General features: G+C 57.1%; 7 protein-coding genes and 1 tRNA gene. 5 read left to right on the forward strand and 3 right to left on the reverse strand.

Annotation, left to right across the window (positions count from 1 at the left end; genetic code table 11):
- Positions 1-193 precede the first annotated feature (193 nt).
- A complete protein-coding gene (locus AC2FNR_RS12690; RefSeq protein ID WP_170620975.1) occupies positions 194-763 on the forward strand; it encodes a recombinase family protein in 570 nt (189 codons plus the stop codon).
- 264 nt (positions 764-1027) lie between these two features.
- On the opposite strand, the gene AC2FNR_RS12695 is transcribed toward AC2FNR_RS12690, so the two are convergent.
- Together AC2FNR_RS12695 and AC2FNR_RS12700 are read right to left on the reverse strand one after the other, a co-directional pair.
- Positions 1028-2431, reverse strand: a complete 1404-nt coding sequence (locus AC2FNR_RS12695) for a DUF6538 domain-containing protein (RefSeq protein ID WP_170620976.1) — start codon at positions 2429-2431, stop codon at positions 1028-1030.
- Positions 2432-2515: 84 nt separating this feature from the next.
- Positions 2516-2602, reverse strand: a tRNA-Leu gene (locus AC2FNR_RS12700).
- A 199-nt stretch (positions 2603-2801) separates the two neighbouring features.
- On the opposite strand from AC2FNR_RS12700, the gene AC2FNR_RS12705 reads away from it, so the two are divergent.
- Positions 2802-3785 carry a complex I NDUFA9 subunit family protein gene (locus tag AC2FNR_RS12705; protein WP_496849308.1) on the forward strand — a complete coding sequence of 328 codons (984 nt, stop codon included), beginning with the start codon at positions 2802-2804 and terminating at the stop codon, positions 3783-3785.
- Here the strand turns inward: AC2FNR_RS12705 and AC2FNR_RS12710 are convergent, their stop codons facing one another.
- Positions 3786-4589, reverse strand: coding sequence for an undecaprenyl-diphosphate phosphatase (locus AC2FNR_RS12710; RefSeq protein ID WP_170756114.1), 804 nt, complete (start codon positions 4587-4589; stop codon positions 3786-3788).
- 231 nt (positions 4590-4820) lie between these two features.
- Between AC2FNR_RS12710 and AC2FNR_RS12715 the strand changes: the two genes are divergently transcribed.
- From AC2FNR_RS12715 to gltB, 3 genes are read left to right on the forward strand one after another with little or no spacing between them, the layout of a single operon-like run.
- Positions 4821-6254, forward strand: a complete 1434-nt coding sequence (locus AC2FNR_RS12715; protein ID WP_496849311.1) for an NAD(P)-dependent oxidoreductase — start codon at positions 4821-4823, stop codon at positions 6252-6254.
- A 22-nt stretch (positions 6255-6276) separates the two neighbouring features.
- Positions 6277-6711 carry a GFA family protein gene (locus AC2FNR_RS12720; RefSeq protein ID WP_170355552.1) on the forward strand — a complete coding sequence of 145 codons (435 nt, stop codon included), beginning with the start codon at positions 6277-6279 and terminating at the stop codon, positions 6709-6711.
- Complete coding sequence (gene gltB / locus AC2FNR_RS12725; protein WP_496849313.1) at positions 6708-11240, forward strand: glutamate synthase large subunit; 4533 nt, start codon at positions 6708-6710, stop codon at positions 11238-11240. Before AC2FNR_RS12720 ends, gltB begins: the two co-directional genes overlap by 4 nt.
- Positions 11241-11363: the final 123 nt, after the last annotated feature.

Below are 11363 nucleotides of genomic sequence, written 5' to 3' on the forward strand. Positions count from 1 at the left end.
TTGGATTTTCAGCATGGGTGGCCAAGCCGTGCATCTCACGTTTCGAAAAAAAGTCGTAGATGTCTTTTTAGACCTTGGCTCAGTGAGACGTCCTAGACGGTGAGTCAGAATGACTCATTGGAGTTGCCTTTGATAATTGAGACACAAGCGACTCCTGGCTCTAAGAGTCGTGCGAGACAAAAAGGGAGTTGCTATGATTGTCGGCTATGCGCGGACATCCACGCTGGATCAAACAGCGGGGCTTGAAGCCCAGCTACGGGACCTCAAGACTGAGGGATGCGAACGCGTTTTTGAGGAACAGGTATCCTCAGTGGACGTAAAGGCGCGTGAAAGCCTCGAAGAGGCGTTGTCCTTTGTCCGAGAGGGAGACACCCTAGTAGTCACAAAACTCGACCGTCTGGCGCGCTCTATGGCTCATCTGATGGACATACGACTGCGGCTTGAAGCACGAGGTGCACACCTAAAGATCATTGGCTTAAACCTCGACACTTCTACACCGACAGGGAAGCTGATGATCAACCTTCTGGGCAGCGTTGCTGAGTTCGAGAGGGAGATTATGCTCGAACGTCAACGCGAAGGGATTGCCAAAGCCAAAGCGGCAGGGAAGTACAAAGGCCGTAAGCCCACAGCTCAAGCCAAAGCTGACGAGGTCAGGGACCTAAATGCAAAAGGTGTCAGGCCCACAGAAATTGCCAGACAACTCAACATTGGTCGGGCATCCGTGTACCGGATTTTGTCCGGCTTCAAAGAGACAGCCGTCTAGCGCCCTGCTTGTGCCTTCAGTCGCTCGGTGGACCGCAATGGTTTGGGCATCCCGCACCGACGTTAGTCCTTTTGTGCAATTGCGCCTAAGCGTGTACCCAGGTGACTCGTACAGCGGCGGAACAAGTTTTGGTAGGGTCACCTACCGGGTTGGGCTTTTGGCCTCTCTACGGTCAAAGGGTAGGTGCCAAAAAAACGATCTGATTGCCCATCTCCTATTTCGAAGGGGGTACGGGGGGAAGCAGCCCGTCGCTGGTGGTGCTATTTACCTCGACGGATTACCCATCAGTTTTTTGACCCCAAACCCTTGCTTGTTCATAAGGTCTATTATTCCGCTTTCCGTGCAGCCCCGGACCAGTGTTTCGTGCAACAGGTCTAGCATATCGTCTCCACCGTAAATGCCAGCCGATCCGGGGGCACGATGCCCATGAACGCGGTCAACCAAATTTCTAGGCGCGACCCGGTCAAGCCAGTCTTTGTGGGAGTGGCGGAGTGAATAGGGCACTTTCTTTAGTTCTACCCACACGCCAGCCTGAGCCATTGCTTTACGCATAAGCGTCGAAGCAGCGTCTGGTCCATTAGGGGGCGCATAGCGTGGGAACAAGGGGTGGTCCTTCGCCCCCGCAGTATCCGTTAACCTCTCTTCGAGGATGCGAAGAGCGGGACCTACAATCGGTACTTTTCGTTCAGATACTTCGCCCTTGACGCGCCACAACGAGTTGAACCGTATGTGAATGTGAGGGACTTTTTTGTCCAAGACCACATCCTGTCTTTCTAGGCTGAGGATTTCCCCCTGACGAGCGCCTGTAAGTGCCAATACGCACCAAAGGTCTTGTATGTCCTTGTTCTTCGACAGGATGTATTCGTTACACCGTTTGATCTCATCCAATGAAAGCGGCAACCTGCTATCCTTGGCGTTGGGTTCTGATGCTAGTTTTGGGACTTCGAGGTTATTGAATGGGTTCGTATACCCGTCAATCTCGAACCGGCGTACCCCATAGTTCAGTATCGCTTTGATTGTCCCGACTCGTCGCTTGACCGTTCCATGACTCAGACCATTGCCACGCAGCACGTTTCTGAACTCATAAGCGGCTTCTATGCCAATGTTTCGGACAGCGGGGTTCTCCTCACCCATGACTTCGGCGATCAGCGATACCACCAGCGACGTCTGGTTCGTGAGGTTCTTGTTGTTGTATTGGTTCCGCCTGTCCTTAAGGTAGGCGTCGACAACCTGTCGAATACGGATGTCAGGACGCTTCACTCCAAGGTACTTCGCTTCGACAATTTGGTCGAATTCTGCGCTGGATCGTGCGCTAAGCGCGGCCTTTGTGAAGTCGTCAAATGATTTCAGGTCGTCGTTGAACCTGACCGGTTCGAGAGTTTTGGGTCGTCCTTGCGTCAATCCGTGTTTCCTAAGAACCGCTATTTGCGCTTCATAGTCCTTCATTTCAGGGTCAATCAATCTGGCGGCGGCAATCTCGTTCTCTACCGCCTCATGGACTTCGCAATAACGCCGTGCGGCATCCTGCTTGTCCTTGGTTTTTAACGAAACAGAGAACTCTCGTTTCCCAAGTACTGGCTCCAGACCTTTGGGTACACGACGCCGGTACTTGTATCGCCCGGACTTGGGATCAGTTGTCAGGTGGTCCATATCGATGACGACTCGCATAGTCACTCCACTTCGCTGGTGTGTAGCGTTCGTGTAGTGAAATTGATGCCAACCCGTTGAAGTGATTGTTTTTATTTGGATTGATGGTGCCCAGGAGAGGACTCGAACCTCCACGTCCATACGGACACTAGCACCTGAAGCTAGCGCGTCTACCAATTCCGCCACCTGGGCAGGTGTCGTGGAGGGGCGTTTAAGCCCACTGGCGAGGAGGGTCAACCGGATTCGGGAAGTTTTTTAAAAGTTTTTTGACCCCATCCAAAACGCACCCGAAAAAGGCAGGGTTTTTCCCCTACACGCGGCGTTATTGCGCCTTGTTCCGCGCCTCTTTGGGCGGTAGATCGGATCAGGAGCCAAAAGCAGGAGCCCTTCTATGTCAAAACTGGTCACGATTTATGGCGGATCCGGATTTGTCGGCAGGTACGTCGCACGACGTATGGCGAACGAAGGGTGGCGTGTTCGGGTCGCTGTCAGGCGCCCGAATGAAGCGATGTTCGTCAAACCTTACGGCGTGGTTGGACAGGTTGAACCCATCCTGTGCAACATTCGCGACGATGCGTCGGTTGCGGCGGCGATGCAGGGCGCGGATGCGGTGGTGAACTGCGTGGGTGTGCTGAACGAGCTGGGCAAGAACGCGTTTGACGCCGTACAGGCCGACGGGGCCGAACGGATCGCGCGGATCGCAGCCGAACAAGGGATCACGCGGATGGTCCATATTTCTGCCATTGGTGCAGACGCGGATTCGGACAGTGAGTATTCGCAAACCAAGGCGCAGGGTGAGGCCGGAGTGCTTGCTCATATGCCCAATGCCGTGATCCTGCGCCCCTCGGTTATTTTCGGGACCGAGGATCAATTCTTCAACCGCTTTGCCGGGATGACCCGGATGGGGCCGTTCCTGCCGCTGGTCGGGGCCGAAACGAAGTTTCAGCCGGTCTATGTCGATGATGTGGCCAAAGCTGCTGTTCAGGGCGTTCTGGGGCAGGCTGCGGCCGGCACGTATGAACTGGGCGGTCCTGAGGTCAAGACATTCCGTGCGCTCATGCAGCAGATGCTTGACGTGATCCACCGTCGCCGCGTGATTATCGGGATGCCGTTTTTTGCCGCGCGGATCATGGCCGGGGTTCTGGACATCGTTAAGTTCGTCAGTTTCCAACTGTTCCCGAATAGCATTCTGACGCGGGATCAGCTGAAAAACCTGCGCCGCGACAACGTCGTGTCGGATGGGGCGAAAAGCTTTGCCGATCTTGGGATCGAGCCGGCCACGCTGGAGTCGGTTCTGCCGGACTATCTTTGGAAGTTCCGCCCCTCGGGTCAGTATGACGAAATTCAAAGATCCGCTGACAACCTGCGGACCTGATCAACTGTAGGCAATGGCCAGCAGAATTACGCCCAGAACAACGCGATAAATTACGTATGGCGTAAAGCTGACGCTGCGCAGCAAGCGCATCATGAAAGACAGCGCCAGAAGGGCCGCAACAAAGGCAAAAAGCGCGGCGATTGCTCCGTCAATAGCCAGTTGAGCGTCGGCTTCTTTGATCACATCGACTGAAAGCAATATGCCCGATGCCAAGATAGTCGGGATCGACATCAACATCGCGATCCGCGCGCCGTCTTCTCGGGTGTACCCCAAGTGCCGGGCGCCCGTAATCGTGATGCCGGACCGGGATGTGCCGGGGATCAGGGCCAGCATTTGCCACAAACCCATAATGGCCGCATCTTTCAGACCCCAGTCATTTGCCTTTTTTCTTTGCTGTCCTTTCTGGTCCATCCAATAGAGCAGCAGACCAAATCCCAACATGGTCCATCCAATCACCGCCATCGAGCGCAAAGACTGGCTGAGCCCGGTTTGATAAAGAATGGCGCCAAGGATAACCGTCGGAATCGTCGCAATGATCAGACCAAGCGCAAGCCGTGCCTGTGGCGTGTCTGTTTGACCCCGCAGCGCGTCTGGCAAACCTGCTGCGGCTGATTTTACGTCAGACCAAAAATAAAGAACCACCGCGCCTAGGGTGCCCACATGAACCGCCACATCAATGGCAAGGCCTTGATCCGCCAGACCGGTCAGGTTGGGCAGCAGAATCAGGTGCCCGGATGACGAAATCGGCAGAAATTCGGTGATACCCTGAATGATCGCCGCAAGAATCAGTTGAAATAGACTCATTAACCTGCCCGTGCCATCGTCACCTGTTCTTTGCGGTTCATGGGTATAAGCGTGATGAAGAAAAGGAAAGAACGCATATAGGTCCGATTCGGATCTAAATTTTTGCTTTTTTCCATGCGACCCTAGGATTTTTGATCGCAAATTCACTAATTAGGTCAGCATAATTGACTTTTCATCCTACCTTGCATCACTTAAAGAAACTCGACCAAGCCAATTCATGGAGTCTGACCCGTGGCCAAGCAACCGATGCTGAAATTTGTGCAAGTCGATCGCGCCATGCCTGAAAAGCGTGCCGCTGACACGCGCAAGGAAGACTTTGACGAAATCTATGCCGAATACGCCTCGGCCAAAGCAGAAGAGCAAGCCAGCCGTTGCAGCCAATGCGGTGTGCCCTATTGTCAGTCGCATTGCCCGTTGCACAACAATATCCCCGACTGGTTGCACCTGACCGCCACTGGCCGTCTGGAAGAGGCCTATCAGACCAGCCAGGCGACCAATACGTTCCCCGAGATCTGTGGCCGCATCTGCCCGCAAGATCGCCTGTGTGAAGGCAATTGCGTGATTGAACAGTCCGGTCACGGGACAGTAACCATCGGCACAATCGAGAAATACATCACCGATACCGCGTGGGACAAAGGCTGGGTCAAACCCACCACCCCCACAGTCGAGCGCAGCGAAAGCGTTGGTATCATCGGTGCGGGCCCCGGCGGTCTGGCGGCCGCTGACATGCTGCGCCGCGCAGGTATTCAGGTGACGGTCTATGACCGCTATGACCGCGCCGGAGGCCTGTTGATGTACGGTATTCCGGGCTTCAAACTGGAAAAGGACATCGTGCAGCGCCGCAACGACCTGCTGGCCGATGGCGGCGTGACATTCGAGTTGAATTGTGACGTCGACGCCGCGAAATTCGAAGACATTCGTGGCAAGCATGACGCGGTTATCATTGCCACTGGCGTTTACAAATCGCGTGACCTGTCTATGCCGGGCAGTGGTCTGGCCGGGATCGAAAAAGCGATCGACTTCCTGACCGCCTCGAACCGCAAAAGCTTTGGCGATGCGGTCGAAGACTTTGACAATGGCCGCTTGAACGCCTCTGGTAAAAAGGTCGTCGTGATCGGTGGCGGGGATACTGCGATGGATTGCGTGCGCACCTCGATCCGTCAAGGTGCGACCTCGGTCAAATGCCTGTACCGTCGCGACCGCGCGAATATGCCTGGCTCGCAGCGTGAGACTCAGAACGCCGAAGAAGAAGGTGTGGTGTTTGAATGGCTCAGCGCGCCCAAGGGCTTTACCGGCGACGACAAGGTGCAGGGTGTGATGGTGCAGAAGATGCGTCTGGGCCAGCCCGACGCGACAGGCCGTCAGGCACCTGAGGTGATCGAAGGTGCGGATTATGTCGAAGACGCCGATCTGGTGATCAAGGCGCTGGGGTTTGAGCCCGAAGACCTACCCACCCTGTTCGGTCAGCCCGACCTGCCCGTGACACGTTGGGGCACCGTCAAGGCCGCCTTCCAGACCGGCGAGACCGAAATGGACGGTGTTTACGCCATCGGTGACATCGTGCGCGGGGCCTCTCTGGTCGTGTGGGCGATCCGTGACGGGCGCGACTGTGCCGATGCGATCATCGACAGTTTCAACGCCAAGGCTGCGGTTGCAGCCGAATAACCCAGCAATCAGGAGCGCCGGAATGCCCGAGTTGCAAGGCCAATGCATGTGTGGCGCGGTCACCGTGACCGCGACTCCCGCGCGCGATGCGCTGGGCGCGTGCCATTGCGACCAGTGCCGCCGCTGGACCAGCTCGATGCTTGTGACGTTTGAGGCCGAAGAGGGCTATGCCGCGTTAGGCCCCGTGAAAACCTTCACCTCGTCCGATTGGGCCGAGCGCGCCTTCTGCGCTGACTGCGGCTCGGCGCTGTGGTACCGGATCACGCTTCCAGGTGAAATGCACGGACACACGCAAATCGCGGCAGGCCTGTTTCAGGATACAGGCCACACGCTGAAACTTGAACTTTACTTCGACAAAAAGCCCGAAGGATACGCGTTCGCAGGTGAACGCAAGCAAATGACCAAAGCCGAGGTTGAGGCCATGTATGCCTCCTCGGAAGAAGGAGACAGCCAATGACTAAATACGATGCCGATTGGGTGCGCGCCGAAGAAGCCAAACGTCAGTGGATGGCCGAAAACGGTCTCTATTCCAAAGAGGAAGAGCATTCTTCCTGCGGTGTGGGCCTTGTCGTTTCCGTCGACGGCAAGCCGTCGCGCAAGGTTGTAGATGCGGGGATCGACGCGCTCAAGGCGATCTGGCATCGGGGCGCTGTGGATGCCGATGGCAAAACCGGCGACGGCGCGGGCATCCACGTGCAGATTCCGGTCCCCTTCTTCTATGATCAGATCCGTCGCACCGGTCACGAGCCCAATCTGGACGAGCTGATCGCCGTCGGTCAGGTCTTCCTGCCCCGGACCGATTTCGGTGCGCAGGAAAGCTGCCGGACCATAGTGGAAACCGAAGTGCTGCGCATGGGTTACTACATCTATGGCTGGCGCCACGTGCCGGTCGATGTGACCTGCCTGGGGGAAAAGGCCAACGCGACCCGCCCCGAGATTGAGCAGATCCTGATCTCGAACTCCAAAGGCGTGGACGAAGAAACCTTTGAGCGTGAGCTGTATGTGATCCGTCGCCGGATCGAAAAAGCGGCGGCAGCGGCTGGGATTTCGGGAATGTATCTGGCGTCGCTGTCGTGCCGCTCGATCATCTACAAGGGCATGATGCTGGCTGAACAAGTGGCCGTCTTCTACCCCGACCTGATGGATGAGCGTTTCGAATCCGCCTTTGCGATCTATCACCAGCGTTATTCCACCAACACCTTCCCGCAATGGTGGTTGGCGCAGCCCTTCCGCATGTTGGCCCACAACGGCGAGATCAACACGCTGAAAGGCAACGTCAACTGGATGAAAAGCCATGAGATCCGCATGGCATCCTCGACCTTTGGGGACTATGCCGAGGACATCAAGCCGATTATCGCGGGCGGATCGTCGGATTCCGCCGCATTAGACTCGGTTTTCGAGGTTCTGGTACGTGCAGGCCGGTCTGCTCCAATGGCGAAAACCATGCTGGTGCCGGAAAGCTGGTCCAAACAGGCGGTTGAGCTGCCGCAGGCGTGGCGCGACATGTATTCCTACTGCAACTCGGTGATGGAGCCATGGGATGGCCCTGCCGCTCTGGCCATGACCGATGGTCGCTGGGTCTGCGCCGGGCTCGACCGCAACGGCCTGCGTCCGATGCGCTATGTCGTGACAGGCGATGGTCTGGTCATCGCCGGCTCCGAGGCTGGGATGGTGCCGATTGATGAGGCATCGGTGACGGAAAAAGGCGCGCTGGGTCCGGGTCAGATGCTGGCCGTGGATATGAAGCGTGGCAAGCTGTACCGCGACACGCAGATCAAGGATAAACTGGCCCGTGCTCTGCCGTTTGGTGAGTGGGTTGGCAAGATCAACGATCTGAATGAAAGCCTGTCAGGCGTGACAGAGACCGCGAAGTTCAGCGGAGAGGAACTGCGCAAGCGCCAGATCGCGGCTGGTTATTCTGTTGAAGAATTGGAGCAAATCCTTGCCCCCATGGCTGAAGACGGCAAGGAATCACTGGCTTCGATGGGCGATGACACCCCGTCGGCAGTTTTGTCCAAACAATACCGCCCGCTCAGCCATTTCTTCCGCCAGAACTTTAGCCAGGTGACCAATCCGCCGATCGACAGCCTGCGCGAATACCGCGTCATGTCGCTGAAAACCCGGTTCGGTAACCTGAAAAACGTGCTGGACGAAGACAGCAGCCAGACCGAGATCATCACGCTGGACAGCCCCTTTGTAGGCAACGCCCAATGGGACAGGCTGGTGGAAAATCTCGGTTCGCCGCTGGCGGAAATCGACTGTAGCTTTGAACCCGGTCGGGGCGCGCTGAGCGCTGCTTTGGTCCGTGTTAGAGCCGAAGCAGAAGAGGCCGTGCGCTCGGGCTCGGGGCATCTGGTGCTATCCGATATGAACTCGGGCGAGGGCCGCGTGGCGATGCCGATGATCCTGGCGACCAGCGCCGTTCATTCGCATCTGACCCGTCAGGGACTGCGGACTTTCTGTTCGCTGAACGTGCGTTCGGCGGAATGTGTTGATCCGCACTACTTTGCCGTTCTGATCGGCTGTGGCGCGACCGTTGTGAACGCTTATCTGGCAGAAGACTCGCTGGCTGACCGCATTGATCGCGGCTTGCTGGATGGCACTTTGACCGAGAATGTCGCGCGCTACCGCGAGGCGATTGATCAGGGCCTGCTGAAGATCATGGCCAAGATGGGGATTTCGGTGATCTCCTCGTACCGCGGTGGTCTGAACTTTGAGGCCGTGGGCCTGAGCCGCGCCATGGTGGCCGAGTTTTTCCCGGGCATGACCAGCCGGATTTCCGGCATCGGTGTCACCGGTATTCAGGCCAAGGCCGAGGAAATCCACGCCAAAGGTTGGGACAGCGGTCTGGACGTGCTTCCCATCGGTGGTTTCTACAAAGCGCGCAAATCGGGTGAGACCCACGCTTGGGAAGCGAGCTCGATGCATATGATGCAAATGGCGTGTAACCGCGCATCCTATGAGCTGTGGAAACAGTATTCGGCCAAGATGCAGTCAAACCCGCCGATCCACCTGCGTGACCTGATGGATTTCAAACCGCTGGGCAAACCGGTGCCGATTGAAGAGGTCGAATCGATCACCTCGATCCGCAAACGCTTTGTCACGCCGGGCATGTCGCTGGGTGCTCTGAGCCCCGAGGCGCATAAGACGCTGAACGTGGCGATGAACCGGATCGGAGCTAAGTCTGACTCTGGTGAAGGCGGCGAAGATCCGGCACATTTCGTGCCGGAGCCGAATGGCGACAACCCGTCGGCCAAGATCAAACAGGTGGCTTCGGGCCGCTTTGGCGTGACCGCCGAATACCTGAATCAGTGTGAAGAGCTTGAGATCAAGGTTGCACAAGGCGCAAAACCCGGTGAGGGCGGGCAACTGCCGGGCATGAAGGTGACCGATCTGATCGCGCGCCTGCGGCATTCGACCAAGGGCGTGACGCTGATTTCGCCGCCGCCGCATCACGACATCTACTCGATCGAAGATCTGGCGCAGCTGATCTATGACCTCAAGCAGATCAACCCGCGCTGTAAGGTGACCGTGAAGCTGGTGGCGTCCTCGGGCGTTGGCACGATTGCTGCCGGTGTGGCCAAGGCGAAAGCCGATATTATCCTTATTTCGGGCCACAACGGTGGCACGGGTGCGTCGCCTGCGACATCGATCAAATACGCCGGTCTGCCGTGGGAGATGGGCCTCACCGAGGCGCATCAGGTTCTGGCGATGAACAACCTGCGGGATCGCGTGACTCTGCGGACCGATGGCGGGCTGCGCACCGGGCGTGACATCGTGATGGCCGCGATGATGGGGGCCGAGGAATACGGCATCGGCACCGCTGCCCTGATCGCGATGGGCTGTATCATGGTACGTCAGTGCCAGTCGAACACCTGCCCGGTTGGTGTGTGTACGCAGGATGAATCCCTGCGCGCCAAATTTACCGGCAATGCCGACAAGGTCGTCAACCTGATCACCTTCTACGCGCAGGAAGTGCGCGAGCTGCTGGCCAGCCTTGGTGCGCGTTCGATTGACGAGATCATCGGCCGGGCCGATCTGCTGGCGCAGGTCAGCCGTGGGTCGGCGCATCTGGACGATCTGGACTTGAACCCGCTGCTGATTACCGTCGATGGTGCGCATGATATCGTCTACAACCGCGACAAGGACCGCAACGCGGTGCCCGATACGCTGGACGCCGAGATCGTGCGCGACGCGGCGCGGTTCCTGAAAGACGGTGAGAAGATGCAGCTGTCCTACGCCATCCAGAACACGCATCGGACCGTGGGGACCCGCGTGTCCAGCCATATCGTGCGGAATTTCGGGATGCGGAACACGTTCCAGGACGACCATCTGCATGTGAAGCTGCAGGGCTCGGCTGGTCAGTCGCTGGGGGCTTTTGCGGCGCCGGGTCTGAAACTGGAAGTGTCGGGTGATGCCAATGACTATGTCGGCAAAGGTCTGTCGGGCGGCATGATCGTCGTGCGCCCACCGCAGGTCAGCCCGCTGAAGGCAGACGACAACACGATTATCGGCAACACGGTTCTATACGGCGCCACCGACGGCCACCTGTTCGCAGCAGGTCGCGCAGGTGAACGGTTCGCGGTCCGGAACTCGGGTGCCAAAGTGGTGATCGAGGGCTGCGGCTCGAACGGGTGCGAATATATGACTGGCGGTGTGGCTGTGATTCTGGGCGACATTGGTGCCAACTTTGGCGCGGGCATGACCGGTGGCATGGCGTACCTGTACGATCCCGAAGGCAAGGCGCAGGCGTTGATGAACATGGAAACACTGGTGACCTGCCCGGTGACGGTGGATCACTGGATGGATCAGATGAAAACGCTGATTGAACGCCATGCTTTGGAAACCAACAGTCGCAAAGCTGCAGATATCCTGCAGCATTGGGATGTGGAAAAGGCAAACTTCCTTCAGGTCTGCCCAAAGGAGATGCTGAACAAGCTCAGCCATCCTCTGACCAACGAAGTTGAAGCAGTTCCTGCGGAATAAGACCCCGTCTGATCGTTAATCGAAAAACCCGCGTGTCTCCTGAAACACGCGGGTTTTTCTATTTTTTGGCATTTTTGACGGCTTTCTTGCGTTTTTAATCGTTTCACGCCTAGCTAACGAAAA

The sequence above is a fragment of the Ruegeria sp. SATB045 genome, from assembly GCF_059613525.1.

What these genes read in the sequence shown, in the direction of transcription:
- AC2FNR_RS12720 (WP_170355552.1), top strand. Translation starts at nt 6,277, where the DNA reads ATGCCCGAGTTGCAAGGCCAATGCATGTGTGGCGCGGTCACCGTGACC.
- AC2FNR_RS12690 (WP_170620975.1), top strand. Translation starts at nt 194, where the DNA reads ATGATTGTCGGCTATGCGCGGACATCCACGCTGGATCAAACAGCGGGG.
- AC2FNR_RS12695 (WP_170620976.1), bottom strand. Translation starts at nt 2,431, where the DNA reads ATGCGAGTCGTCATCGATATGGACCACCTGACAACTGATCCCAAGTCC.
- AC2FNR_RS12710 (WP_170756114.1), bottom strand. Translation starts at nt 4,589, where the DNA reads ATGAGTCTATTTCAACTGATTCTTGCGGCGATCATTCAGGGTATCACC.
- AC2FNR_RS12705 (WP_496849308.1), top strand. Translation starts at nt 2,802, where the DNA reads ATGTCAAAACTGGTCACGATTTATGGCGGATCCGGATTTGTCGGCAGG.
- gltB (WP_496849313.1), top strand. Translation starts at nt 6,708, where the DNA reads ATGACTAAATACGATGCCGATTGGGTGCGCGCCGAAGAAGCCAAACGT.